Annotated in this window: 23 protein-coding genes; 12 read left to right on the top strand and 11 right to left on the bottom strand. The window is 46.9% G+C overall.

The annotated features are described in order from the left end of the window. Positions 1 to 31 precede the first annotated feature (31 nt). Entirely contained in the window at positions 32 to 1,858 is a 1,827-nt protein-coding gene (locus CWI76_RS02380; RefSeq protein WP_126758766.1) for an ABC transporter ATP-binding protein, read from the bottom strand. 126 nt (positions 1,859 to 1,984) lie between these two features. On the opposite strand from CWI76_RS02380, the gene CWI76_RS02375 reads away from it, so the two are divergent. The 3 genes from CWI76_RS02375 to CWI76_RS02365 are packed head-to-tail and all read left to right on the top strand — an operon-like array spanning position 1,985 to position 5,010. Further along, positions 1,985 to 3,670: a carbon starvation CstA family protein gene (locus CWI76_RS02375; RefSeq protein WP_126758765.1), complete on the top strand. Its 1,686-nt coding sequence runs from the start codon at positions 1,985 to 1,987 to the stop codon at positions 3,668 to 3,670. Positions 3,671 to 3,679: 9 nt separating this feature from the next. Further along, the gene (locus tag CWI76_RS02370) at positions 3,680 to 3,952 is read left to right on the top strand and encodes a cory-CC-star protein (protein WP_126758764.1); all 273 of its coding nucleotides are present in this window, start codon (positions 3,680 to 3,682) and stop codon (positions 3,950 to 3,952) included. A gap of 56 nt (positions 3,953 to 4,008) precedes the next feature. After that, a complete protein-coding gene (locus tag CWI76_RS02365) occupies positions 4,009 to 5,010 on the top strand; it encodes an ArsA family ATPase (RefSeq protein WP_126758763.1) in 1,002 nt (333 codons plus the stop codon). Here the strand turns inward: CWI76_RS02365 and CWI76_RS02360 are convergent. Both CWI76_RS02360 and CWI76_RS02355 read right to left on the bottom strand, forming a co-directional pair. Continuing rightward, positions 5,007 to 5,597, bottom strand: a complete 591-nt coding sequence (locus tag CWI76_RS02360) for a YqaA family protein (RefSeq protein WP_126758762.1) — start codon at positions 5,595 to 5,597, stop codon at positions 5,007 to 5,009. The genes CWI76_RS02365 and CWI76_RS02360 overlap by 4 nt on opposite strands. Positions 5,598 to 5,602: 5 nt before the next feature. Then, complete coding sequence (locus tag CWI76_RS02355) at positions 5,603 to 6,955, bottom strand: M28 family metallopeptidase (RefSeq protein WP_241967967.1); 1,353 nt, start codon at positions 6,953 to 6,955, stop codon at positions 5,603 to 5,605. Positions 6,956 to 7,055: 100 nt separating this feature from the next. On the opposite strand from CWI76_RS02355, the gene CWI76_RS02350 reads away from it, so the two are divergent. Then, positions 7,056 to 8,078 (top strand): zinc-binding alcohol dehydrogenase family protein, encoded by a 1,023-nt coding sequence (locus tag CWI76_RS02350; protein ID WP_126758760.1) that lies wholly within the window; start codon positions 7,056 to 7,058, stop codon positions 8,076 to 8,078. Position 8,079: 1 nt separating this feature from the next. Here CWI76_RS02350 and CWI76_RS02345 read toward each other — a convergent pair whose 3' ends face one another. Beyond that, entirely contained in the window at positions 8,080 to 8,523 is a 444-nt protein-coding gene (locus CWI76_RS02345; protein ID WP_126758759.1) for a hypothetical protein, read from the bottom strand. Positions 8,524 to 8,659: 136 nt separating this feature from the next. Here CWI76_RS02345 and CWI76_RS02340 point away from each other — a divergent pair, with 136 nt between their 5' ends. The 3 genes from CWI76_RS02340 (at position 8,660) to CWI76_RS02330 (ending at position 13,509) form a co-directional block, all read left to right on the top strand. Next, positions 8,660 to 9,805, top strand: coding sequence for an efflux RND transporter periplasmic adaptor subunit (locus tag CWI76_RS02340; protein WP_126758758.1), 1,146 nt, complete (start codon positions 8,660 to 8,662; stop codon positions 9,803 to 9,805). 3 nt (positions 9,806 to 9,808) lie between these two features. Then, on the top strand, positions 9,809 to 12,916 hold the full coding sequence (locus tag CWI76_RS02335) for an efflux RND transporter permease subunit (RefSeq protein WP_126758757.1): 3,108 nt from the start codon (positions 9,809 to 9,811) through the stop codon (positions 12,914 to 12,916). A 68-nt stretch (positions 12,917 to 12,984) separates the two neighbouring features. Further along, a complete protein-coding gene (locus CWI76_RS02330; RefSeq protein WP_126758756.1) occupies positions 12,985 to 13,509 on the top strand; it encodes a DUF2937 family protein in 525 nt (174 codons plus the stop codon). A gap of 2 nt (positions 13,510 to 13,511) precedes the next feature. On the opposite strand, the gene CWI76_RS02325 is transcribed toward CWI76_RS02330, so the two are convergent. From CWI76_RS02325 to CWI76_RS02305, 5 genes are all read right to left on the bottom strand, one after another. Then, positions 13,512 to 13,853, bottom strand: coding sequence for a hypothetical protein (locus tag CWI76_RS02325; protein WP_126758755.1), 342 nt, complete (start codon positions 13,851 to 13,853; stop codon positions 13,512 to 13,514). 52 nt (positions 13,854 to 13,905) lie between these two features. Continuing rightward, positions 13,906 to 14,424 (bottom strand): YgjV family protein, encoded by a 519-nt coding sequence (locus CWI76_RS02320; protein WP_126758754.1) that lies wholly within the window; start codon positions 14,422 to 14,424, stop codon positions 13,906 to 13,908. Positions 14,425 to 14,490: 66 nt separating this feature from the next. After that, a complete protein-coding gene (locus CWI76_RS02315) occupies positions 14,491 to 16,158 on the bottom strand; it encodes a M28 family metallopeptidase (protein WP_126758753.1) in 1,668 nt (555 codons plus the stop codon). 13 nt (positions 16,159 to 16,171) lie between these two features. After that, a complete protein-coding gene (locus tag CWI76_RS02310) occupies positions 16,172 to 16,609 on the bottom strand; it encodes a DUF192 domain-containing protein (RefSeq protein ID WP_126758752.1) in 438 nt (145 codons plus the stop codon). A gap of 121 nt (positions 16,610 to 16,730) precedes the next feature. After that, positions 16,731 to 17,696: a DUF4382 domain-containing protein gene (locus CWI76_RS02305; RefSeq protein ID WP_241967934.1), complete on the bottom strand. Its 966-nt coding sequence runs from the start codon at positions 17,694 to 17,696 to the stop codon at positions 16,731 to 16,733. A gap of 200 nt (positions 17,697 to 17,896) precedes the next feature. On the opposite strand from CWI76_RS02305, the gene CWI76_RS02300 reads away from it, so the two are divergent. Next, positions 17,897 to 18,826, top strand: coding sequence for a gluconeogenesis factor YvcK family protein (locus tag CWI76_RS02300; protein ID WP_126758751.1), 930 nt, complete (start codon positions 17,897 to 17,899; stop codon positions 18,824 to 18,826). Positions 18,827 to 18,835: 9 nt separating this feature from the next. Continuing rightward, entirely contained in the window at positions 18,836 to 21,493 is a 2,658-nt protein-coding gene (locus tag CWI76_RS02295) for a M14 family metallopeptidase (RefSeq protein ID WP_126758750.1), read from the top strand. On the opposite strand, the gene dcd is transcribed toward CWI76_RS02295, so the two are convergent. Then, complete coding sequence (gene dcd / locus CWI76_RS02290) at positions 21,494 to 22,084, bottom strand: dCTP deaminase (protein WP_126758749.1); 591 nt, start codon at positions 22,082 to 22,084, stop codon at positions 21,494 to 21,496. It abuts the gene before it with no gap. A gap of 22 nt (positions 22,085 to 22,106) precedes the next feature. Further along, entirely contained in the window at positions 22,107 to 23,171 is a 1,065-nt protein-coding gene (gene apbC / locus CWI76_RS02285) for an iron-sulfur cluster carrier protein ApbC (protein WP_241967933.1), read from the bottom strand. A gap of 116 nt (positions 23,172 to 23,287) precedes the next feature. Here apbC and metG point away from each other — a divergent pair, with 116 nt between their 5' ends. From metG to CWI76_RS02270, 3 genes are read left to right on the top strand one after another with little or no spacing between them, the layout of a single operon-like run. Then, positions 23,288 to 25,321 (top strand): methionine--tRNA ligase, encoded by a 2,034-nt coding sequence (gene metG / locus CWI76_RS02280; protein WP_126758748.1) that lies wholly within the window; start codon positions 23,288 to 23,290, stop codon positions 25,319 to 25,321. Continuing rightward, entirely contained in the window at positions 25,321 to 26,511 is a 1,191-nt protein-coding gene (locus tag CWI76_RS02275) for a class I SAM-dependent rRNA methyltransferase (protein ID WP_126758747.1), read from the top strand. Before metG ends, CWI76_RS02275 begins: the two co-directional genes overlap by 1 nt. Positions 26,512 to 26,555: 44 nt before the next feature. Next, a complete protein-coding gene (locus CWI76_RS02270) occupies positions 26,556 to 26,927 on the top strand; it encodes a histidine triad nucleotide-binding protein (protein ID WP_126758746.1) in 372 nt (123 codons plus the stop codon). The last annotated feature ends 6 nt before the right edge of the window (positions 26,928 to 26,933 follow it).

Here is a 26,933-nt window from a genome sequence, read left to right as displayed (position 1 = left end):
CCCTCAAATACAAAATAAATTTTGGTTTTAATTAATCTGGAAGAAAACCGCCCGATTGACGCGCCCATAACTGCGCATACAAACCGCCATGAGCCAGTAATTCTTCGTGGCTCCCTTGCTCTACAATTCTTCCCTCATCCATCACTACTAATCGATCCATAGCAGCAATGGTCGATAAACGGTGCGCAATCGCGATAACCGTTTTACCTTCCATTAAGCGATATAGGTTTTCTTGTATCGCCGCTTCCACTTCAGAATCGAGCGCTGATGTTGCTTCATCAAGAATTAGAATTGGTGCGTCTTTCAACATCACTCGCGCAATCGCAATACGTTGACGCTGCCCACCCGAGAGTTTTACGCCACGCTCGCCGACATGCGCGTCATAACCTCGTCGCCCCTGTGAATCTTCTAAGTCGGCAATAAATACGTCCGCTTCGGCTCGATGCGCGGCTTGCTCTATCATTTCTTGTGTTGCGTCAGGGCGTCCGTATGCAATGTTCCCCCGCACCGATCGATGTAATAACGACGTATCCTGTGTCACCATGCCAATGTGCTGACGTAGACTTTCTTGGGTAACTGTTGAAATATCTTGACCATCAATGGTGATACGCCCATCTCGAACTTCATAAAATCGTAGCAATAGGTTAACCAACGTCGATTTACCAGCGCCTGAGCGGCCTACCAAACCAATTTTTTCACCTGCTTTAATGGCGAGATCAAGGTCACGTAATATCGGTTTGTCCTCGCTATAGTAGAAATTAAGATGTTCGAAATGTATATCGCCTTGCTGAACCTTAAGTGGCATTGCATTTGGCTTATCTTGAATATCCTGTGGCACTGAGACAGTCTTAATGCCATCTTGAACGGTGCCGATATTTTCGAACAGCGACGAAATTTCCCACATAATCCACTGGCTCATACCCCACAAGCGCAACACTAAACTCAGTGCAACGGCAATGGCGCCAACTGTAATCAAACTTTCAACCCAAAGGTAAATCGCTAAAAAGCCAACACTGAATAGCAAGAGTGAATTGAGCAGATAGAGGCACGTATAAAGCTTCGTTACAAGGCGCATTTGGCGGTGCACTGTGCCTAAAAAATCGCTCATCCCTTCTTTTGCAAATGCCAATTCCCGTTGTGCATGCGAAAACAACTTAACGGTTTGTATGTTGGTATAGCTGTCGACAATGCGTCCCGTCATCACTGAGCGCGCATCAGCTTGATCTGCCGCCACTTTGCCAAGGCGCGGTACGAAATAGCGCAAAAGCACCACGTATAAACCTAGCCAAGCAATTAACGGTAACGCTAATCGCCAATCGGCGGCACCGATAATCACCACGGTACCGATAAAATATACGGTCACATAATTCAGTACATCAAACAGTTTAATGACGCACTCGCGCACCGCCAAAGCGGTCTGCATAACTTTTGTCGCAATGCGGCCAGCGAATTCGTCCTGATAGAATGTGACCGATTGGTTTAAAAGGTACTTGTGAACTAACCAGCGGATTCTCATCGGATAATTGCCTAACAGACTTTGATAGGTAATCAATGAATGCAGAATAACTAACAGCGGCAGTCCAATTAGAACAACTATCGCCATTCCGGTCAGACCCCAAAACTGCTCTTCCACGAAAGTTTCGCGATTTTGCTCCGCTAACCAATCAACAATGTTGCCAATAAAACTAAATAACCAAACTTCGGTGAGTGCAATAAGCATCATTAACGTGCCGGCGGTGAGAATAAAGGGCCACGCACCTTTGCTGTAATACAAACAAAACGCCACCAAGGTTTTCGGCGGTTGCTCGGGGTTACCATCTGGAAATGGTTTAAGACGTCGTTCAAACCAACTGAACATGAATAATCCTTAATTGCAGGTTGCACGTAACAAGCTAGACTTTGGTCGTATGTCAGTTGTTAGTATGCATGAAGTACCATAACGCAGTTATTGTTGTACCAATAATAAACTAAAAAGGGTAACGCCATGAATGCAATTCTGCTAATGCTACTCGGATTAGGCGCGATGTTTTTAGGCTATGTGTTTTATTCAAAATTTGTAGCTGAAAAGATTTTCAAACTTGATCCAAATTTCCGAACGCCTGCTCATGAGTTTGAGGACGGTGTTGATTTTGTTCCAACCAACAAATATGTTCTTTGGGGACACCACTTCACCTCGGTTGCGGGCGCAGCGCCTATCATAGGCCCTGCGATTGCCGTTATCTGGGGTTGGGTCCCAGCCTTTTTGTGGGTCGTCTTCGGTACCATCTTCTTTGCTGGCGTGCACGACGCTGGTGCGATTTGGGCATCGAACCGAAATAAGGCTCGTTCCATTGGAGCATTAACGGGTGATGTGGTTGGCAAGCGTTCGCAAAGCTTGTTTATGATCGTCATTTTCCTTGTACTGCTTATGGTCAATGCCGTATTTGCGACTGCCATTTCAGGGTTACTGATCAACTTCCCAAGCTCAGTTGTGCCTGTTTGGGGTGCAATTTTTGTCGCCTTAATCATCGGTCAGTTTATTTTCCGCAAATGGATGAACCTTGGTACCGTATCTATTCTTGGTGTTATCGCTCTCTATGCATTGATTTACACTGGACCTTCGTTCCCAATCACATTACCTGAAACTGTGTTTGGTGTATCTGATAACGCGCAATGGATTATTATCCTGTTCCTATACGCTGCTATTGCGTCGTTATTGCCAGTTTGGATGCTGTTGCAACCACGTGATTACATCAACGGCCTGCAATTGTTTATTGGTCTGATTTTAGTTTATGGCGCTGTGCTAATCAGTGGCCCTGAATTGGTTGCCCCAGCATTTAATACGAACACGCCGGAAGGTACACCGAGTTTAGTACCGCTCCTATTTGTGACTATCGCTTGCGGTGCTATTTCTGGCTTCCACGGCTTAGTCGCATCTGGAACAACCTCAAAGCAATTGGACAAAGAAACTGATGCGCGTTTTGTTGGTTACTTTGGTGCCATTGGCGAGGGTTCGCTATCACTCGCCACCATCATTGCTGCGACTGCGGGTTTCGCGACTTTAGCTGACTGGCAAGCGGTATATCACAGCTTTGGTCAAGGCGGCGTATCTGCCTTCGTTGAGGGCGGTGCCAATATCTTAAATAACGGTATTGGGCTTGATGTCGAGTTATCACAAACATTGCTAACCGTCATGGCAGTGCTGTTTGCGGGTACCACCATGGATACCGGTTTACGTCTACAACGGTATATTTTCCAAGAGTGGGGAAATATCTACAACATTAAGTGGATGGAAAAAGCTGCACCGGCAACACTACTCGCTGTTGCTTCATGTCTGTTGCTTGCTTTTGGCGCGGGCGGCGCCGACGGTGCCGGTGGTCTACTGATTTGGCCGTTATTCGGTACTACCAATCAATTACTAGCAGGTTTAACGCTATTAGTCATCACAACAATGCTGGTTAAACTTGGGCGGCCGATGTACGTGACCTTGGTACCGTTGTTATTCTTGTTGGTGATGACTATCTATGCCCTACTTATTCAGCTCATGGGCTTCTATCAGAAGTCAGACTGGTTCTTGTTCGGTTTAGATTTAGTGGTACTTGTTGCAGCGATTTGGATTGCCTTAGAAGCTGCAGGTACGTTAACGCGCCTTCGTCGCGAAATACGTCAATCAACGCAATCGGCTGAATAAGGAAACATAATGAAAATACGAGCAATTGTTGAATGGTTAAAACAGGCTAACGAGTACGCAACCAATGTGTATAACGCGCCCTACCGTTCAGCCATTGCTCGCGCTAAGCGGGATGAGGATGATTTATTTATGCTGTTAGTTTTTTCAGAACTAATGGGCGTTCCAAATCCCGCTTCTTATTATACGCTTGAGTTACAGCCGCTATTGTTAGAGCGGTTTCACGAATGGCATCTGAGAATGGGGATGGAACACTCTCCACTTGACGGTTTTCGTTGTTGCTAAACAGCGGCAAACGTATCTCGATAGTCTGCTTTTTATTCTAATCTCACGGTGGCCTGATGTTCTCGCTTAATACCAAAAAACTCATTTTTGTCGGTGGTAAAGGTGGTGTTGGGAAAACGACAATTTCCTCTGCCATCGCCCTGCAACAAGCTGAACTCGGACGCAAGGTACTACTTATCTCGACCGATCCTGCGCACAGCCTGGCCGATGCATTTGATCAACCTATCGGTGATTCTAAAGCTAGAGTGGCTGCGGGTGTTGATGCGCTCGAGATCGATCCCGATCGCGAAGTTGATGCACATATTGAACGTGTGATGCGCACCATGAAGCGATTCAGTAAACCGGACATGTTTCCAGAAATTGAGCGGCAAATGCGTTTAACGCAACAATCGCCGGGCGCCCAAGAAGCGGCATTATTAGAGCGTATTGCGCGTATTATTGATGAAGAACCAGAACACTACGACGTGATAATTTTCGATACCGCGCCAACCGGCCATACCCTGCGACTATTAAGCCTTCCTGAAGCTATGGCTGCATGGACGCAAGGCCTATTGAAACAAAGCCAGAAAGCCAAACAACTCGAAGGCGTGCTGGAACATCTGTCACCAAAAGCGGGTAAAGACATTACCAACCCAATGGCGGACCCGACCCAGCATGAAACGGCAACGATGGATGATCGCACCGCGGAAATTACCGAAACACTATTAGGTCGTCAGCGTTTGTTTCATCGTATTCGGCATGTACTAACTGACCCACAGCAAACTGGGTTAGTGTTTGTGTTAACACCAGAGAAACTACCGATTTTAGAAACAACACGTGCTGTTGCGGCATTAAAATCTGAACATCTACCAATTGCAGGCTTGGTGGTTAACCGTAATTTACCTGATTTAATTGATAGTGACTTCTTTGCTCAACGCCGTCAGCAAGAATCGATTTATCGAGAAGAGATTGAAAACACATTTGCCGATTTACCACGTGCCTATTTGCCATTGTTTCCAACCGATTTACACGGTTTAGCAGCATTGCAGAAGGTTTGTGCCGAATTACCAAGTGATTAAATGAGCAAATAGCTGCCGTAGACGACGATGCCGATAGCAAGAAGCCACCACCCTGCTCGTCGACTTTGCTGCTGCCACCAGTCTAAAACGCGTTCGCCAAACCAATAAACTAGTAACGCGAGGCCGTAATAGCGAATGCCTCGCGCTATCGTCGCAGCTAACATGAATAATAAAAATGGATATTCTGCGCTACCCGCTGCGAGCATACCCACTTGGAATGGTACTGGGGTAATGCCAACCAGCAATAACGTAGCGAAGCCATGCTCTTCAAATCGCACTGTGAAGGCCTCAAAGGCATTCTGATAACCCAGCGCAGTCAGCACCCAATCACCGAAATCATCCAGAAACCAAAAGCCAATGCTATAACCGATGCTAGCCCCTACCAAACAACCTAGTAACGTTGCTGTGGCAATTGCCCAGAGACGATCTTGCTGATGCAGCAATAACGGTATCAGAATCAGTTCAAGTGGAATGGGAATGATTAAACTTTCGAGCAAAGAGGCAATAAAAATTAGCGGAAGAATGGCTTTAGAATCAGCAAAACGCGCCAACCAACGGTCGGCGCGTTTGTTATTTGTAGCTTGCATAAATGTTATTCACCAAATGCACCAGCTGCACCTGGGTAAACCACCGGGCTTTCAAAGTCATCTTGACTGACACTCGCAACCCCGAAGAAATAATTGTCAATAACGATATTCTCAAGTGTGTACTCGGTCACATTGCCAACATAACGGCTAAATTCCCAGTTTGGTGCATCCGTGTGGCGCCAATAGATGCGGTACCCTTTCACATGCTCTTTTTCAGCTTCTGAAGGCGCAGCCCAACTTAACGTTGTGCTTGGACTTACTGCTCCAGCAATTTTAACTTCCGCTGGTGGGCTCGGCGCCCATGCCATGCTAGCTAAAGATACCGCATTCAAAGCGGTTAACTTAGCTGCGTAATCAAAATCAACACCATCAATGGTATCACCATAGGCAATGCCATTTTCAACCCGTAAATCTTGGTGCTGACGGTTGTAGTTTTCGTTGGTTTCCATAATGCGTACACCCGGGAAACCAAGGTCGTTAAACGGGCGATGATGCCCACCACGCGCAAAACGATCTAAGCGATAAATCACCATCGTATCAAGGTTTGGTATATAGCGATCGGCCATCCAATCGATATAACGTGCAACATTTCGACTTGGCGAATCAACCTCACCGCCGGTGAATCGACGACGGCGGATATCTTCAGGGGTTTCATCTTGGCGCGTCCCTTCAGCAAAAATACGCGCTGTGGTGTTGTTAATGACACCATTAATCCCCTCGATATTACCAATCATATCGTTGTTCAATACGGCCTTAATACGCCAACCGTCTTGCTTGACTTGCTCAGCCATAATCTGGCCGCCAAATAACCCCTGCTCTTCACCTGCTAATGCGGCATAAACAATGCTTCCGGCAAATTTGTATTTGCTCAGTACGCGTGCGGCCTCAAGTGTACCGGCGACTCCTGACGCATTATCATTCGCGCCTGGAGCATCCGAGGTGTAATTCATGACATCACTCACGCGCGAATCAATATCACCTGACATAATCACGTAACGCGAAGGATCAACAGTGCCTTTTTGCACGGCAATCACACTGACCACCTCGACCGGTTCAGGAATGCGTGGCTCGTCAGATATAACACGTGATTGATAATAGACCTCGAGGCAGCCACCACATTCAGCCGAAATTTTATCAAACTCGGCCTTAATCCAGCGGCGTGCAGCACCAATACCACGCGTATCCGATTCTGTTTCTGACAACGTATGGCGGGTGCCGAAACTCACAAGTTTTTCAATGTCGGTTTCAATTCGCTCCGCTGAGACGGCTTGTTGGATGGCGTGCAGTTGCGGCTGATCCGTATATTCAACATCCGCGTGTGCACTGACGGCAAAAACACCCACAGCGACAGACGACATTAGCGCCCACGGTTTAAAGTTCATGGCGACTTCCTCTAGTTGGTCTGTTTAGAATAACGTACTATACCTTTATACGTTATGCATAAAAGAGGACGCAACCATGAAAGCAGTTGGTTATCGACACTCTGGGTCGATTGATACAGAAAATGCGTTAATTGACACTACGGTACCCGATCCGGTGCTTGGACCAAACGATATTTTGGTGGCAGTTTACGGGATTGGGGTTAATCCAGTTGATACAAAAATACGATCACGGCGCGAGCCAGATACGGGTCAAATCGGTATCCTTGGTTGGGATGCCGCAGGTACCGTGCTGAGCGTTGGAGAAAATGTCTTTGACTTCAAAGAAGGTGACGAAGTCTGGTATGCCGGTGCAGTCAATCGCCAAGGCTGTAATGCACAGTACCAAGTTGTTGATGCTCGTATTGTTAGTAAAAAACCCAAATCGTTGGCTTTTGCAGAAGCCGCGGCAATGCCATTAACGTTTCTTACAGCATGGGAGCTTTTATTTGACCGGCTTGCACTCTCAGTAGATAGCTCAGCTACATTGCTTATAACCGGCGCAGCCGGCGGCGTTGGTTCGGCGATGCTGCAGTTGGCAGCACTCAATAATAACCTCACGACCATCGCGACAGCATCGCGCCCCGAATCACAGCAATGGGTGAAAAAGATGGGCGCCGATATTGTTATCGATCATAGCCAAGCGTTGGCGCCTCAGTTAAAGCAACATGGTATTGAACAGGTGACGCATGTTGCGAGCCTTACTCATACCGATAATCATTTTACCGCACTGGTCGACTTATTAGCGCCACAAGGTCATTTTGCCCTGATTGATGACCCAGAGCAGCCATTAGATATTAAGCTCATGAAACAAAAAAGTATCGCACTGCATTGGGAATTTATGTTTACTCGCTCGTTATTTGAAACGGCGGACATGCACCGACAAGGCCAGATCTTAAATGAAGTTGCCGAATTAACAGATGCAGGTCGCCTTATCAGCACAAAAACCCAGCATTTCGGTGAACTCAGTGCCGCTAATCTAATCCGTGCGCATCGACAACTCGAAACGCACAGCACGATCGGCAAAATCGTTTTAGATGGTTACAACGCGCCACTTGCTTAGCTTAAGTGGCGCATTGATCACCAGTGAAGCGCAATTCAAATAACAGTGCTTCACTGCGATCTAAATAGCGAATCAGCAAAAACTCAGCATGCTCTCGATAGTACGTTAACATCTCACTTTCACAGTATTGTTGTTGCATTGCCGGCTCAATTTGCTGACGAATTTCATCGACATTGTGTTGATACTTATCGACATCCACCAAACTATAGATAAATCGCATACCGTAATTGACAACTTCTGCACGTTCGAAGCGAGTCTGTTTATCCAACAGTCGTGGTAAGTCTCGATTTAATTTTCCAGAGCGTTCGAGTAACTCTTGATACAAATCGTTACGATTTTTTGTCGTGTTACTTTTCACCAACTGGCTATATACCACAATGGCCAACAAGCCAAGCGCGAGCACACCAAGACTAAGTAAAATCTGGCGTTTAAAGCGATTTGTCATAAACTTCACCTATAATTTGCACTTAATTATTAGATTGAACGTATGGAAAATATTCGTGACCTTCACTTACAAACATACATGAATGTATGTATAATTAGCGGCATTAAAAATCATTAACCAAATACGAGGTATTTACATGCAACAACGTTTTCGTAAGCCGTTGTTCGTATCTGTGTTAGCAAGCTCTATTTTGCTAGCTAGTTGTGGCGATGCCGAGCAAAACGCACAAGACGCAGCTCAACAACAGCAAATGACTGTTGGCGTTGTCACCATTAGCACACGTGATGTTGATTTAACCACTACCCTTCCAGGTCGTGCAAGTGCATTTCGAGTAGCGGAAGTTCGCCCGCAAGTAAGTGGTATTCTCGAAAAGCGTTTATTCGAGGAAGGTTCGATGGTCACTGCTGGCCAACAGTTATACCAAATTGATGCCGCCATGTTCGAAGCCGATCTTGCTAGCGCAAAAGCTGAAACCGCACGAGCTCAGGCTGCCGTTAAGTCAACGAAGTCACGCTTCGAACGAAGCCAAGAGTTGTTACAGGATAAAGCAATCAGCCAACAAGATTTTGATGAAGCTGAAGCCGCCTATTTACAGGCAGAAGCGCAACTAAAAGTGGCTCAAGCCAACTTAGCCCGCGCCGAGCTCAACCTAGAATATACCCAAGTTAAAGCGCCGATTGATGGCCGTATTGGTCGCTCACAGCTAACTGAAGGTGCGCTATTAAGTGTTGGCCAATCACAAGCGCTAACGACTATCACTCAGCTTGATCCAATTTATGTCGACATTGCGCAAAGTACAAGTGATTACCTAGCCTTGCAACAAGCGATTGCCGACGGTCGCATCGAAACCGACTCGGAAAACCGTGCGGAAGTTACCGTGCAAGTTGGTGAAAACAGGAACTTCAGTACCAAAGGTGAATTACTTTTCAACGAAGTGACTGTTGACCCACAAACCAGCGCAATCACACTGCGGGCGCGTCTCGCTAACCCGAATCATGCAATTTTGCCTGGCATGTATGTTCGTGCTGAAGTCGGAACCGGTAACTTAAAGAACGCAATACTAGCCCCGCAAACTGGTGTCAGTCGTGATCCTCGCGGTCGCGCCATTGCCTTTGTTGTGAATTCGAAAGGTGAAGTTGAGCAGCGCTATCTGCAAGTAGAACGTACTGTCGGCACCGATTGGGTGGTCACGGATGGCTTAAAAGCAGGTGACCAAGTGATTGTTGAAGGGTTGCAAAAAATTCAACCTGGCATGCCTGTAAAAACTGAAGAAGTGAAGTAAATCATGGCTAAGTTTTTTATCGATCGCCCAATATTCGCATGGGTTATCGCTATCGTCATCATGCTTGCTGGTGGCCTAGCGGTAACGCAGCTACCAGTTGAACAATATCCTGAAATTGCACCACCTTCAGTGCAGATTAACGCAAGCTATCCAGGCGCTACCGCAGCGACCTTGGAAGAAAGCGTGACCCAGGTTATTGAACAAAACATGAACGGTATTGATAACCTCAAATACTTTTCATCAACGAGTGATTCTGCCGGAAACGCGAGTATAACCCTCACCTTCGAGGCTGGTACTGACGCTGATATTGCGCAAGTTCAAGTTCAGAACAAACTGCAACTTGCTTTGCCTTTATTACCACAGGAAGTGCAAAATCAGGGACTTGTTGTAGCTAAGTCGAACAACTCATTTTTGTTAGTTGCAGCGCTCATCTCAAGTAATCCAGAGATTACTCAGATTGACCTAGGCGACTATATCGCAAGCAACATGCAAGACCCGATAAGTCGGACCCCGGGCGTTGGTAACGTCCGATTGTTTGGTGCGCCATATGCCATGCGTATCTGGCTCGATCCGGATAAACTGGTTCGCTACAACATGAGTACCTTAGACGTAGTCATGGCACTTCGTGAGCAAAACAACCAAGTTGCTGCTGGTCAAATTGGCGGTACACCAGCCGTTGAAAATCAGCGCCTTACTGCATCGATTATCGCCCAAACGCGGCTCGAAACTGTTGAACAGTTTGAAGATGTACTGTTGCGCGTCAATAGCGATGGCTCAAAAGTCACCGTTGGAGATGTTGCTGAAGTTGAACTCGGTGGCCAAGATTACGGCACCATTGCACGCTATAACCGACAAGCAGCAAGCGGCCTTGCAGTCAACCTTGCAACGGGCGCTAACGCACTTGATACGGCTGAAGCGGTCAAGGCAAAACTAGCCGACTTAGAGCAATTCTTCCCCGAAGGCGTTGAGCTAGTTATTCCTTACGACACCACGCCATTCGTGGAAATTTCGATTAAAGAAGTGGTGAAAATTCTATTTGAAGCCGTTGTTTTGGTTTTCATCTTGATGTTCATCTTCTTGCAAAATCTGCGCGCGACAATCATCCCGTCACTCGCCATTCCAGTCGTTCTGCTTGGTACATTCGGCATCATGTCCGTGCTGGGTTTCTCGATTAATACCTTGACGATGTTTGGTTTAGTACTAGCGATAGGTCTTTTGGTTGACGATGCCATTGTTGTTGTTGAGAACGTTGAGCGTTTAATGAGCGAAGAAAAGCTCACACCGCGACAGGCAACGATTAAGTCGATGCAACAAATTACCGGCGCCCTCGTCGCGATTGGCCTCGTTATGGCCGCCGTATTTGTGCCCATGGCTTTCTTCGGTGGTTCGACCGGTGCGGTTTATCGCCAGTTCTCGATAACGATTATTTCTGCGATGTCATTATCCGTATTAGTGGCCATTATCTTCACACCGTCATTGTGTGCGACGATACTTAAGCCTCTCAATCACGATCATGAAGCCAAAGGTATTCTCGGCTGGTTTAACCGCAACCTAGAACGTGCAACGAAAAAATACACGAACTCCGTACAATCGATTATTAAACGAAGCGTACGTTTTGTCGTCATTTACCTCGGGCTTGTCGTGGTATTGGGTTTCTTGTTTGCACGCATGCCAAGTTCCTTCATACCCAATGAAGATCGCGGCGTATTTCTGACACAAATGCAATTACCTTCGGGTGCAACGCAAGAGCAATCACGCGAAACCATGACCAAAATCGAAGATTATTATCTTGAAGAAGCGCAAGGTATTCGTTCGATCTTCTCAGTTGTTGGTTTTAGTTTCAGCGGTCAAGGTCAAAACTCTGGACTCGCGTTCGTCCGATTAGAGGATTGGAGTGAGCGAACGTCACCGGAGCTACAAATTGATGCCATTATTGGTCAGGCCTTTGGCTATTTCGCGCAAATTCGCGAAGCGATGGTGTTTGCCTTCAACCTTCCGTCGATTCCTGAACTTGGCACCGCAAGTGGTTTCAACTTATATATTCAAGATCGCGGTGGTCTCGGTCACGAAGGCTTGCTTGAAGCGCGCAACCAGTTGCTTGGAATGGCCGCGGAAGAGCCAATGCTTTCAGGAGTGCGACCAAACGGCCTCGAAGATACCGCTCAACTCCGTGTTGACGTTGATTATGAGAAAGCAAAAGCATTGGGGTTAAGCATCAGCGATATTAATGCAACCTTATCTAATGCTTTTGGTACGACCTATGTCAACGACTTTGTCGATCGCGGTCGAGTGAAGAAGGTTTATCTGCAGGGTATTCCAGAAGCGCGTATGACCCCGTCTGATATCGGTAAGTGGTATGTCCGCAATGCGACGGGTGAAATGGTATCGTTTGCCTCGTTCTCAACTGCTCATTGGGATTTCGGGCCACAGCGTCTTGAACGCTACAACGGCGTACCTTCGATGAATATTCAAGGTGAAGCAGCATCTGGTTACTCATCGGGTGATGCCATGCGAAAAATGGAAGAGCTCATTGCGCAGTTACCTCAAGGTATCGGCTTTGAATGGACGGGCATTTCATTAGAGGAACGTACGTCAGGCGATCAGGCACCATTGTTGTATGCCCTATCGCTTCTGATTGTATTCTTATGCTTAGCGGCGTTGTACGAAAGTTGGTCAATTCCGTTTTCAGTTATGCTCGTCGTTCCGCTTGGTATTCTTGGCGCGGTCATTGCAGCAACAATGCGTGGCCTTGAGAACGATGTGTATTTCCAAGTTGGTTTGTTAACGACGGTGGGTGTATCGGCACGTAACGCGATACTCATTGTTGAATTTGCAAAAGATTTACAAGCCCAAGGAAAAGAGCTTTTGCAAGCGACACTCGAAGCAGTGCGTTTACGTTTACGCCCTATTCTAATGACCTCATTAGCCTTTACTTTTGGTGTGCTCCCGCTAGCATTATCAACGGGTGCAGGCGCGGTAAGTCGTCAAGCAATTGGTACAGGTGTTATCGGAGGAATGTTAGGTGGTACTATCTTAGCCATCTTCTTTGTTCCACTCCTGTTCTATATTGTGCGACGGACATTCCCTCCCAAGCCGCCATACGAGGACTAATAGGGACTAGCAGCCTTAAATAAGAACGTGCTAAGGTTGAGTGGTGTTCTGCCACTCAACCTTTTTTTATGCTGCATCGTTATTTTGTTTTAGCCATTGCTTTAGTCGCTGTATTGATTGGGGTTCAGGTACCAAATTTTATCACTCAATATCAGCAGCGATTGGATTCGCAGCTAACAGAAGCAATGGTGTATTACAAAGAGTATCAACAGATTGCCGATAAGTACTTAAACGGCGATATGAATGCACTAATTCAAATGCACGAAGAAAGCGATAACCCGGTCTTTAAAGATGAGGCTGTACCGATTCGTGAATTAATACAGCGTGTTGATTTGTACCGCCACGAACAGCAACAGTTACAACAAGGCTATTTGAAACAGCTTTGGTTTGTCGCGACTGAAGCAAACCGTGAAATGGTTGATAACACCTGGCGTGCATACAGCTTTAACGTACCTCTAACGCGTCAGGCAGTGTTTTCAGGCGTCATTGCCGCCCTACTCGCGGTATTCATATTCGATGGCTGTATCGGCGGTTGTAAGCTGGTGTATCGTCGCTGGCAACGTAAACGCCACCAGCCACAACGCCACGCTTAAATTTAGCGACGTTCGTCACTGTCCTTTACTTGATACTCGCCTTCGATAACTGAACTGTCTTGGCGGTTTTGTTGTTGCTCGCGTTGCTGTTGATAGTGGCGACGTGCTTGTTGTTGCGCTTGGCGAGTTGCCTTGGTGAATTGCCACATCTGTTTCATTTCACGACGTTTACGCCACATCAACGGCAGTAGCAAAATCCAACCGAATAGTAGCATTAGCAAACCCAAGCTTAGTCCAACCACTAACAACAAACCAAATAGTAGCCAACTGAGCACGACAATAAATGGATTCGCTCCCGGTTGCGGTTTGATTTTGTTCTGCCACTGTCGAATGTATATCAGCATTGTCTTTTCACTTCATTGTAAATGTATCGCGTTCTTTAAGACTATATTGGGATCAATTTGGTTCAGACAAGCGTCCGCGGCGATGATCTTGTAACAATTTAAGAACGATGCTGGTTAAATTCACAATATTAAACACCGTGCCCGACACGCTACCCACCATGATTGCATAAGCTAAACCTAGCAATTCAGCTAGCAAAAACCATTGCCGAATGCGGTGCGGATCATTGAGCACAATCGAGCCAACCGTAAAAATAATTGATGAAGTGTACGCCACCAATAGCGGCACTATCGGCGCATCGGTTGTTAGCTCCCAACCTAAAAATACGAAATTAACGAGGACAAAGCCCCACAGCACCAGAGGCCCGCGCCAACGTAGGGCAATAATATTCCGTACAACCGCAATGGCGGTGACAACGCACCCTGCAATTGCGCCTAACATAAAAAAATGCAATGACAGTGCGCCAAGAGCACAGGCGCTAACAATGCGATAACGATTTGCCGTACTTTGGCGGTAGGCAATAAAATTCGCAATCAGCGCAAATAATCCGAATAATTCAGCAATGGAAATCACAAATCACCATAAAAAAACGGTAATGAGATCAATCATCGTCTCATTACCGTTCACATTTAACGTCAGTTATTGGCGTTCACTAGCGCTAGCGTCGCGAATACCACGGAATTCATTTCCTGGATACCAGTTTGGCCATTCATCGCTATTTGCCAACTCCTGCCCAACCCAGTAGTACAGCCATAAATCTTGCTGCACACCGCGCAAATCCCACTCAGGATCAAACTCATCCGCTGGTTTATGATAGGCGTCACGAACATAGTCAGCTCGTTTCTGTTTACCATATTCTTCACCAAACTCAATGTGGTCGTTACCGCCTTTCGCGTACAACATTGGTACACCGCGCTTCGCCAAGTTGAAATGATCTGAGCGATAAAATGAACCCGCTTCGGGTGTAGGCTCCGGAGCGATATAACGATCTTGCTCCGCAACGTACTTGGCAAGATATTCTTCCATTTCAGAATTACCATGGCCGACAACAACCATGTCGCGCATTGGACCATAAACGTTAAGTACGTCAGTGTTAATACCACCAACAGCTTTGCTCAACGGCAGCATTGGGTTATCTGCATACCAATCAGAGCCGAGCAAGCCTCGCTCTTCAGCAGTAACTAATACAAACACAATAGAACGCTCTGGTTGTGGCTGACTGGCGAAAAACTCTGCTAATGCCATAACCCCAGCAGTACCACTCGCATTATCCTGCGCACCATTATAAATACCGTCATCAGGATTAATCGGGTCAACCCCCATGTGGTCCCAATGCGCCATATAAATTACGTGTTCTTCAGGTTTTGATTTGCCTTCAATATAACCAATTAAATTCGGCGAGTTGAGGTAATCAAACTTAGTAGCCACACGAATCGACATGCCCGTGTCTAACGTTACCGGTTTAAAATCAGGTTGTTGAGCGGCCTCGCGCATTTCTTGGTAACTACTGCCAAGGCGCGCAAATAAGGTGTCTGCGCTTTCCTCAGTAATCCAACCTTCAATAGCCACGCGATCCATATTTTTATTCTCGCGAGCTAAATCGAAACGCATCGGTGAGCCCCCGGCTATAACACCCCAGCCATAGCCCGCAGGCCCTGTTTCGTGGATAACAATAGCGCCAGCAGCACCCTGCCGAGCCGCTTCTTCAAACTTGTATGTCCAGCGACCGTAATAAGTCATCGCCTTGCCATTAAACACTTCAGGATCTTGCGTATCGAAACCAGGATCATTTACGAGCATGACCACGGTTTTGCCTTCAACATTGAGACCTTCATAATCGTTCCAGCCAAATTCTGGCGCCACAATACCGTAACCGACGAACACCATCTCACTGTTATCGAGTTCAATGTCTTCTTGCACACGCGGGCTCCAAGCCATCATTTCTGTGCGGTACTCAAACGAATCGAGGTCATCTGCACTAAAACTCATTGCTGAAACTTGGGTTGGCAACATACGTACTAAAGGAACTTGTTGTTGATAATTATTGTTTTCCGAGTCGTAAGGCTTTAAACCCCATTCACGAAATTTTCCCTCAACAAATGCAACAGTTTTCTTTTCGCCTTCAGAGGCTGGTGCACGCCCTTCAAACTCGTCAGAGCTTAAAGTTTCTAAGTAACTGGTGTAGTTCTCGTTAAAACTATATGGATCTACACTTGCGTGAGGTTGTTCGCCTGTACTGCTCTGCTCAGCCGGACTGCATGCAGCGAGCATCAATCCGACGGCAGCAAGTACCGAGAGGTGTTTCATTTTATAATTCTCCTTATTCACACTGTTTGAATTTGCGCCCTAAACCAATATTAAAGCGTTCAAAATAACCTTTATTTAGTTCAACAGCACCATAATACGGGACGCCAGGTCGATAGGCTGGACAACGATTGGGATCAATACTCGGGCAAGGTTCCATGGTAATGATGGATACAATTTTCATATCGCTGTCTAAATAGGCGATATCGAGTGGTATCAATGTGTTATACATCCAAAAGCCTGCGGTCGCGGGCCGCTCGGAGGTATATTTGAACCACATACCGGCATGTTCGGCGAGTGATTCACGCCCCATTAAACCACGCGCTCGCGACTCGAACGTGTCGGCTATTTCTACCTGAATACGATGCGGGTGCTCATCGATACATAATTCGACCGTATCAGCCGCCATCCCTGATAGCGGCAGCAGCAATGCGCCTAGCATTATCGCTTTCATAAAATACCCTGTACTTGGTTTAAATTGCCTTTAGTATCGCTTGAATAGCCCCAGAAAAAAAGGCAAAAAAAAGCCCCCAATGAAGGAGGCTCAACGGGAGAGATTAAAAGCTCAATCTCAATTACTCAATGGTAACGGTCGTAACGGTTTCACCTGCTTCCACAGTAACGTTTTGTGCACCGATGAACACAATATCATCATCGGCTTCAGGGTCATCTGTGGTGTTACAAGTCCAAGCTGCGGTGTAGTCACCCGCCGCGACAAATCCGATTTCGAAGTTATATGCCGCCGCACCGTCAAATAGAACCGACGTTGCTGCATAAGCTTCGGTTTCTTCTGTGCCGCCAAAATCTGCCATGCTTTCGAGCGTGACATCAGCGCCTGGATATAAATAAACAGCGGCAACTGGCTCACTGGTATCCGCCGGGGCGACAGTACAGTCGTTCTCAATTAATAACGCTTCAGCAAGCGTTCCTTCAATGTGACCAACTTCCATATTATCAACTAAACGCACGCCACGTGGTTTTAAGAAATAGCCAGCTTGACCGACCGGATTCACCAACGCTTGACGTAAATCGAACTCGATTGTGTACGCCACGTTGCTACCGGCGTCGAGCGTAAAGCTATCGAACTTCAATTCATTCGACGGCACTGACAGTGGGATGCGCTCTTCACCGACAAGTACGTATGAGCCTTCGGCCATTTCTAAACGTAATTGACCATAGGTACCGGCTGGCACCTCAACCCCAGACAACAAATCCTCTGATTCCGAACCGGTAAACTCGAGTAAGTTAATACCGCGAGTATTCGGAATAACATTACCATCCGCATCCAAACAGGCATCATTGGCTTCAATCGTGTTGGTGTCTTCGCCAATCGTAAATGTTTGTGAGCCTTGCAGATTGCCCACTAGCTCAACACTGTGAAAGCAAGCCCATACCTCATCCGCTGCATCCACTGGCGCATCACTCACGCCCAAACTAAACATCGCGGTGTTCGAGTCATTCGAATCAGAACCACACGCAGAAAGTAAGGCAGACGTCGTAATGACGGCCGCCAAGGTTGTTAACTTACGATTCAGTAACATAAAACACCTCTTGTGCTATGAAAGTTGCAGTATTTATAGCAAAGGTATCTCACTGTAACTAACTATTTACCCACCTTTTACGTTGCTGAAATTAAGTGAATATTCGCACCTAAACACAGCATTTAGCTAAGCCGAAACATTGATTGTGTATGCATTAGCGCTTAAAGTAGCGCAGATTATGACAACAACATGAAGCTAACATGAACCAGCATTACGTTCAGGTAACACCAGTTGATCCGACCCCACATGCGATTGCGCAATTGCAATGCGTGACCGCTATTGGTGGTGGGCATGGGCTGGGGCGAGTACTCAAGACGTTATCTTTTCTTGAACGTCGATTGATCGGCATCGTCGCGACCACAGATGATGGTGGTGCCAGCGGTTTGTTACGCCGTCATCATGAGTGTATCGCATGGGGAGACATTCGAAACTGTTTGTCACAACTTGCTCAGCATCCACTTGCCGCCGACGTATTAAACTTCCGATTTAGCTCAGATCACGAGTTAAAAGGTCATAATTTGGGGAATTTAATTCTATATACGCTCGATCAAATTAGTGCGCGCCCCCTCGACGGCATTCAATTATTAAGTCGCTTATTGAATATTAATACACGCTTATTGCCAATGTCAGAAATGCCGGTTGATTTGGTGGCATCGACCTATGATGGCCTCGAATGCTTTGGCGAACTTCATGTTGATGGATTGCTGCGGATGCCAAAAAAACTCGGCTTGTCGCACCCAGTAACACCAACCCCCGAAGCGCTTGCGCATATTCGTCGAAGCGATTTAATCATTCTCGGCCCTGGGAGTTTTCTGACTTCGGTTATGCCGCCGTTGCTGGTGGACGAATTTGCGCAAACTATCGCAGATAGTAAAGCACCTGTCATATTTGTTGATAATCTAGCTGCTGAACATAGCCCTGCGGGTGAGTTATCGCTGAGTGAACGGTTGCAGTGGATGACCGATCAACTTGGATTTAATCTGGTTGATGCGGTTATCACCAATAACCCCGATAAGCAGCTTCAAGTACCGGTTTTTGATCATGTCAGCGCCGCTCAAGAAGCCCCCCAGCGACACGAGCCAAGTTCATTATTAGCGGCATTAAATGCCGCAGTCACTCACTTTTGTTGAGGAATAACCATGCGTTTTAAAAAACTTTTAGCGGTATCTTGCATTGCCGCGGCGTTACAGTTGACGACCACTGCTAACGCACAAGAGCTCGGTTTGGATGTAAATTATGATCCGGCGGTACCAACTCTTGACGAATTGCTCGGCTATCCGGCTGGATCTCGCATCAGTAGCCCTGATGCTATTCAAAGTTATTTTGAACAAATCGCCGAGAAATACCCAAGTCAGGTCAAACTGATTAATTACGGCAAAACGTGGGAAGGTCGCGATTTATTTTTCGTCGTGCTTTCAAGTGCCAAGAACATGCAAGGCTTTGAACAGTACCAACAAGGTATTCAGAAACTCAGCAATGCAAATAAAACAAGTGCTTCAGAAGCACAGCAATTGATTAAGTCACTACCAGCCAGTGTTTGGCTCTCTTATGGCGTACACGGAAATGAAATTTCTTCGCCTGAAGCGGCCATGCTAACGGCGTATCATTTATTGGCAGCTACCGATACCAAGACCAAAAGCTACCTTGATAACACCTTGGTGTTTATTGACCCAATGCAAAACCCTGATGGTCGCGCACGCTTTGTTGCGCGCTATTACATGACCACCGGTATTCAACATAGTGCCGACCGTAACTCTGCTGAGCATAATGAGCCTTGGCCAAGCGGTCGTTCAAACCACTATCTATTCGACTTGAACCGCGATTGGTTAGCTTTAACGCAACCGGAAATTGCTGGTCAGGTTGATGCCCTGCTCGAAAATATGCCATTAGTATTTGTTGACTTGCACGAAATGGGCGGTGATACCAGTTATTACTTCACACCAGAAGCTGATCCATATAATCCGCTAATCACCCCAAAACAGCGTGAAACGCTTTGGGCAATTGGCGAAAACAATGGTCGTTGGTTCGATGAGCGCGGCTATGATTACTTCACCCGCGAAATTTTTGATGCGTTCTATCCAGGTTACGGCGCCAGTTGGCCGCTTTATCATGGTTCTATTTCGATGACCTATGAAATGGCATCAGCCCGTGGTCACGTATTCCGTACCAAAGATGGCGAGATTCTTACCTACGGTGACGGTGTTCAACGTCACTTCGTGGCCTCAATGTCGACGATTGAAAGTGTTTCGCAACAGCGTGAGAAGCTACTTGCTAACTTCTGGAACTACCGCAAACAAGGCATTGAAATTGGTAAGGACAGCAAACAACGTACCTACCTGTTCTCCGGCAAAGATGATGCTGCTGCAGCGCAAAAGTTAGCGGGCTTATTAACCCGTCACGGCGTGGAAGTACAGCAAGCACAAGAAAGTTTTAGTGTATGTGGCGTCAACTATCCAGCTGGCAGTTTCTGGGTCGATTCAGCGCAGCCCGCACATTACATGGTGCGTACTATGCTGGATAAAAGCATCGCTATGGACGACGACTTTTTAGAAGAACAAGAACGTCGTCGTGCCAATAACTTACCGGACGAAATCTACGACGTCACCGCATGGTCATTACCATTGATGTTCAACGTGGATTATCAAACCTGTAACCGCGTACCAAATGCGGATAGCCAAGTTGCCTCACGTGACTTAATTAAGCCTGGTAAAGTCGTCAATAAAGACGCTAAAGTTGCATTCATTGTGCCTTGGGGTGACATGAACGCAGGTCGCTTCCTCACCACTGCGGTGCAAGCTGGTTATACGGTTAAGCGTGCAGATATGGCATTTAAGCACAAGAATGGCACCACCTATCCAGCGGGTAGTTTAATTTTGACAACTGCGGAGAACCCAGATATTCATGCCGCAGTAGAACACCTCGCTGAAGCAACTGGCGCAACCGTTTATGGTGTTGATAGCAGTTGGGTAACCGAAGGACCAAGCTTTGGTTCAAATAACACCAAACGTATCCATGCACCGAACGTTTTAATGCTATGGGATGAACCAGTATCGAGCCTAAACGCTGGCCATACACGTTTTGTTCTTGAGCAACAGTTTGGCTATCCAGTAACGGCAATGCGTGCAGAAAACATGGCGCGTGCCGACTTATCACATTACCAAGTGCTGATTATTCCTGCGGTATACGGCAATCTTGCCAACAGCTTAGGCGATGCTGGCAAAGCCAATCTTACCAATTGGGTCGAGCGCGGTGGCGTGTTGATTACCTTAGGTAATTCAACTCAGTGGGCGGTTGATTCCGAATTACTAAGTAGCGCGTTAGAACGAGTTATTACTGACGATCCAAAAGGTCACGGTAAAGAAAAGCGCGTTGACGGCATGGTTCTTGAATCAAAAGCGCAATTGATGCACTACATTACGCCTGATTCGGCCGATCCTTACTGGACCTCAGGTGTTCTAACGAACCTCGATGTCGATCAAGAGCATTGGTTAAGCGCTGGCGTCAAACCAAACTTAGTCAGCATCACCGTCGGTAACCAAATTTACCGTCCGCTGAGTATTGAAAATGGTCGCAACATTGTCAGTTATTCTGAAGATGTATTAGCAAGCGGTTACTTGTGGGCTGAGAACCAAAAGCAATTGCAATATAAGCCGTATTTAATGTGGCAACCGCGTCAGAAAGGTATGGTGATTAGCTTTACCCAAGAGCCGACTTACCGTGCTTATCTTGATGGTTTGAATGTGTTGTTATTAAACGCGATTTTCGGTGGTGCCGCGCACGCGACACCACTACGTTAATTAAGCGTTTTTATCGGCGCCAATGCGCGATGCAACGGCGCCGCGTTGATCTTTATATTTTGCGTCTTTACGACTACTGTAAGGGCGCAAACAATCTTCCTCGAGCAACTCAAAACTTAGCGCACCAATTTTCATCAATGGTCTTAGCGCTAGCGGTAACTTTCCGCTATTAAAGAATTCAAGCACCACCTGCCCTGACCAACCTGGGTCAATTCGATGTGCAGTTACGTGTACCATTAAACCCAAGCGCGCTAATGACGAGCGACCATCGAGCCAACCCACCATATTCGCCGGCAGCGTTACCGATTCGTGAGTTACCGCTAATGCAAATTCGCCTGGATGAATAAAGAATGCTTGATCGGGCGTTAACACAATCGCCTCACTCATCACTGACTTGATTGCTCGGTCTATTTCGTCGCGCGGTCCACTAATATCAATAAATGGTGCGGCATGGTCTTGTAACACTCGAAATTCGTTACCTAAATGAATATCAACCGTCACGCCGCTGATATCTTCAGGCACCGGGCGCGGATCAAGCACAATGCGGCCATCATCGAGATATTGCTCAATTTGTCCATCAGTTAAACGCATCCGAAGAAAGTCCTCATCATTATTATTGTGTGCGACCTGGCTTGGTCTGGGCTTGCTGATAAAGCTCTGCAGCGAGCTGCGCAGCACTGTCCTTCATCATTAAGCTAAGTTCGTGCTCAGGTTGTTCGGCAACTAACGGCTTGCCTTCGTCCAATCCCGAGCGTATCCGAGCATCAAGCGGCCACTGCCCCAACAGCGGTACTTGCTCGCGTTGCGCCACTTTTGCGCCACCTTCGGTTCCAAAGATAGCATCGCGATGACCGCATTGGCTACACTGGTAATAACTCATATTTTCAATCAAACCGGTAATCGGCACGCCAACTTTGCGAAACATCGTAATGCCCTTTTCGGCATCTGCTAATGCCACGGTTTGCGGCGTTGTCACAATCACGGCACCGGTGATTGGTAATTTCTGCGCAAAGGTGAGCTGGATATCGCCGGTACCCGGCGGCATATCCACAATCAAGTAGTCTAGTCTTGGCCACTTGGTATCGCGAAATAACTGCTGTAACGCGGCACTAGCCATTGGACCACGCCAAATTGCGGCATCTTTAGTATCGGTTAAATAACCAAGTGAACTCACCCAAATACCATGCCGCTGATGCGGGATCATTTTTTGTTGGGCGTTAATCTCGAGTTTTTCTTCTTGGCCACCGAGCATGGTTGGTAACGATGGACCATACACATCAGCATCTAAGATACCAACGTTTGCACCAAGTTGGTGCAATGCCAGCGCCAATTGAACACTAACCGAGGATTTACCAACACCGCCTTTACCTGATGATACGACAATCACATTGCCAAAAGTCATCGGTAATTCTGGTTGTGAATTCGGTAACTTGGCAATAATCCGTTTTAACGTCCACTTGAACTGCCCTAATTCTGAATGCTGTTTGAGCGGCTCGAGAATTCGCTCATCCGCGGCAAACGGTACGGTTAACAGTGCGTTTTGTCCGTCAATTGTCACCCAATTTTCGGGAATGGTACGCGACCAATGAGGAAGTTTGACTTGTGCGAGCATCTGACTAAGTTGCGGTTGGGATGATGCGGTTCCATGACTCTTTGATTTTTTAAAACGACCAAACATTTAGTTCTCCCACAACTGGCATGAACCCGCATGATACGGTGAGTTCGGCTGGATTGCCAGCGCTGATTCAGGTACACTTCTAGCCTTTCAGTAACGCAGAATTAATGGAAACATTCATGCCGACAGCTACTCGCAAAATTCTGGTCACCAACGCATTGCCTTATGCTAATGGGCCTATCCACATTGGGCACATGTTGGGCTACATCCAAGCCGACATTTGGGTTCGTTTTCAAAAACTCCGTGGTCACGAATGCCACTATGTTTGTGCTGATGACGCACACGGTACCCCGATTATGCTAAAAGCTCAGCAACTTGGTATTGAGCCAGAGCAGATGATTGCGGAAATGAACGCGGCACACCAAGCAGATTTTGCAGACTTTCATGTGGCGTTTGATCATTATCATTCAACGCACAGTGACGAGAACCGTGAACTTGCCGAATTAATTTACACGCGTTTACGTGACAATGGTTACATTAAAACCAAGACCATTGAGCAGCTTTATGACCCGCAGAAGCAAATGTTTTTGCCTGACCGTTTTGTTAAAGGTGACTGTCCAAAATGTGGTGCCACCGATCAATACGGTGATAACTGCGACGTTTGTGGCGCTACCTACGCGCCAACAGAGTTAAAAAATCCGAAGTCGGCAGTATCAGGCGCAACACCTGAGTTACGTCAGTCTGAACACTACTTCTTCGATTTACCTGCCTTTGAGAACATGCTCAAAGAATGGACCCGCTCAGGTTCCCTTCAGGATGAGATGGCAAATAAGCTCAACGAGTGGTTCGAGTCAGGCCTACAGATGTGGGACATCAGTCGCGATGCGCCCTACTTTGGTTTTGAGATTCCAGATGCGCCGGGCAAGTATTTTTACGTTTGGCTTGACGCACCAATTGGCTACATGGGTAGTTTCAAACATTATTGTAATACCACAGGCAAAGCTGATTTTGACACGTACTGGCAAGTTGGCAGCGATGCTGAGCTTTATCACTTTATTGGTAAAGATATTATCTATTTCCACAGCCTATTTTGGCCATCCATGCTCAAAGGTGCAAATTTCCGTCAACCAACGAACGTCTGGGCGCACGGTTTTATTACCGTAAACGGCACGAAAATGTCGAAGTCCAAAGGCACCTTCGTCATGGCGCGTACCTATTTAGATCATTTAGATCCGGATTACCTGCGCTATTACTTCGCGGCGAAGCTGACTAATCGGATTGACGATTTAGATTTGAATCTCACCGACTTTGCCCAACGCGTGAACGCTGACTTAGTTGGTAAAGTCGTCAACATCGCGAGCCGTTGTGCTGGTTTTATTAGTAAAAAATTCGACGGTAAACTGGCCGCAACCATCAGCGATACTAGCCTGCTGGATGAATTCCAAGCAGCGGCTGAAAGCATCGCTCAAGCGTATGAGAAACGCGAATTTTCTAAAGCAATGCGCGATATTATGACGCTGGCTGATAAAGCAAACTTCTACATTGCTGAAAAAGAGCCATGGCAATTAATTAAAGACCCAGCCAAAGCAGACGAAGTACACGAAATTTGCTCTATCGGAATTAATTTGTTCCGCTTATTAATGATTTACTTAACACCGGTGGTGCCAGCGCTGGCGGAGCGAGTTCAAGCATTCTTAAACGACGAATTTAACTGGGACAGCCATCAGGTGATTTTAAAAGATCACGCAATTAGCCCATTCAAAGCCCTATTACAACGTATTGAAATGGAAAAAGTTGAAGCCATGATTGAAGATTCAAAAGCACAAAATGAAGCGGCTGCCGCTGCGCCAACTAGCAATGGCGAGTTAGAACGCGATCCGATTAGTGCAGAAATTAACTATGACGATTTCGCTAAGGTTGATTTGCGTGTTGCCCTTATCGCCAACGCAGAACACGTGGAAGGCGCTGATAAACTGCTGAAGTTAACGCTCGATTTAGGTGGCGAAACACGCCAAGTATTTGCGGGTATTAAGTCGGCTTATGCACCTGAAAAGCTCATCGGTCAGCACACCGTTATGGTAGCTAACTTAGCGCCACGCAAAATGCGCTTTGGTATGTCAGAGGGCATGGTATTAGCTGCGGGCCCTGGTGGCGAAGAGTTGTTTATTCTTAACCCGCATGATGGTGCGAAACCTGGGATGCGTGTGAAATAATGGTGGCGACTATTCACCTGCTTGCAGGCAAAGAAAAATCATTGCGTCGTTTACACCCTTGGGTATTCAGCGGCGCCATCGCCCGAGTGAAGGGCAACCCTGCGGCAGGTGAAACTGTCTCGATACACAGCGCCGACGGCGACTGGTTGGGTTATGCAGCATGGTCACCCCAGTCACAAATCCGAGCTCGAGTTTGGAGTTTTCAACAAAACGACACCATTAATGCGGACTTTTTCAAACAACGCATTGCTGCGGCTAAAGCCCTTCGCGACGGCCTCAACATTCAAAGTAATGCATACCGATTAGTTGCCGCCGAAGCAGACCAATTGCCGGGCATTACCATTGATAAATACGACAACTGGTTGGTATGTCAATTACTCAGCACCGGAGCTGACTACTGGCGTGACGCGATTGTCGCGGCGTTACGTGACCTTTTTCCAGAGTGCAGTATCTTTGAGCGTTCGGATGTTGATGTGCGCCAAAAGGAAGGTTTGCAACCGCTCGTGCAACTCTTGCATAGCGACAACGGCGAGCTACCACCGGCCACCTTATGGATTGAGGAACACGGCTTGCAACTCGGTGTCGATATTCAAGGTGGTCATAAAACCGGTTACTACCTCGACCAGCGTGATAGCCGTGCCGCAATTCAAAAGTATGCTGCCGGCAAACGCGTTCTTAATGCTTTTAGTTACACTGGTGGTTTTGGTCTCTACGCTGCAGCGGCTGGTGCCGCAGAAGTCGTCAACCTTGATGTATCAGCGCCGGCACTTGAACAAGCCGTACAAAATCATACGCGCAACCAGCTTTCAAATGACACGCTGACGAATTTGCAAGAAGATGTATTTGAAGCACTCCGTAAGTTTCATCAAAGTGGCGAACGATTCGATGTGATCGTTCTTGACCCGCCGAAATTTGTTGATAGCAAGGCGAACCTCATGCGTGCTTGTCGTGGCTATAAAGATATTAACCGTCTCGCCTGTATGATTTTGAAGCCCGGTGGCACCCTGTTCACATTCTCGTGCTCAGGATTGCTCTCTGGTGAGTTATTCCAGAAAGTTGTTGCCGATGCGGCGCTTGATGCGAAGCGCCCGATGCATATTATTGAACGACTGTTTCAGGGCGCCGATCACCCAGTACGAACCAACTTCCCTGAGTCATTGTACTTGAAGGGATTGGTACTTCGCGGTTGATTTCGCTAGAGTATGGTTAATTAAAAAATCAAAAGGTGAATGGCATGAGCACAACTATTTTTGACAAAATTATTGCCAAAGAAATACCAGCAGAAATTGTCTATGAGGACGAGCTGAGTCTTGCCTTTAAGGATATCAATCCGCAGGCACCGGTACACCTTTTGATCATTCCAAAGCGACGCATTGCTACAATCAACGATATTGAAGAAGACGATCGTGAATTAGTCGGCCACTTGTACATTGTTGCAGCCCGATTAGCGCAGCAATTTGGCTTTGCGAAAGACGGTTACCGCGTTGTCATGAACTGCAATGAGGATGGTGGTCAATCGGTTTACCACATTCACTTGCACTTACTTGCCGGTGTTACCATGGGCTGGCCGCCGTTTGCCAACAATCGTCCTAAGCAAGTTGGTTAATTGCGT

The sequence above is a fragment of the Pseudidiomarina marina genome (assembly GCF_003987045.1).
Lineage (GTDB): Bacteria > Pseudomonadota > Gammaproteobacteria > Enterobacterales > Alteromonadaceae > Pseudidiomarina > Pseudidiomarina marina.
The sequence above is the reverse complement of the archived record's forward strand: the minus strand, read 5'-3'. Positions and strand labels throughout refer to the sequence as shown.